The following is a 446-nucleotide window of genomic DNA, read 5'->3' on the forward strand; positions in this document are numbered from 1 at the left end:
CCCCCCCGCCCGCACCCCGGGGCGTTCCCCCCCCCGCGGCCGTCCGCCCAGCAGCGGGCGGACCGGCCGCCTTCCGGGCGCCCGGACGAGCTGCCGGGCCGCGAGCGGGAGACGCGGCGGCTGCTGGCCCGGCGGCTCTCCAACGCGGAGTACGGCCGAAGAGCGGCGTGCAGTGAACGAGTCAATAACTCGGTGAAGAGCTCTGAGGTCGCCGGATCCTTAGAAGATGGGGGGGGGCGTGTGGGGAACACGCTACATAGGACAGGAACCAAAAAGAGACAACAAAAACAAAAAACACAAAACAAACAACAAACACAAAAAAAAAAAAAAAAACAAAAAACACAAAAAAAAAAAAACAAAACACCCCCCCAACCCCACAAACACCCCACACAAAAAAAAAACCACCAAAAAAAACAAACACCCCCCCCCCCACAAAAAAAAAAATA

Annotated in this window: 1 protein-coding gene; it reads right to left on the minus strand. The window is 56.7% G+C overall.

All coding sequences use genetic code 11. The features are described 5' to 3' along the window. Positions 1-252: 252 nt before the first annotated feature. Positions 253-446 (minus strand): hypothetical protein (locus tag PUR56_RS01960; RefSeq protein WP_329947582.1); only part of this gene is annotated, 194 nt, incomplete at its 5' end.

It is taken from the genome of Streptomyces sp. BE303 (assembly GCF_036290945.1).
Classification (GTDB): domain Bacteria; phylum Actinomycetota; class Actinomycetes; order Streptomycetales; family Streptomycetaceae; genus Kitasatospora.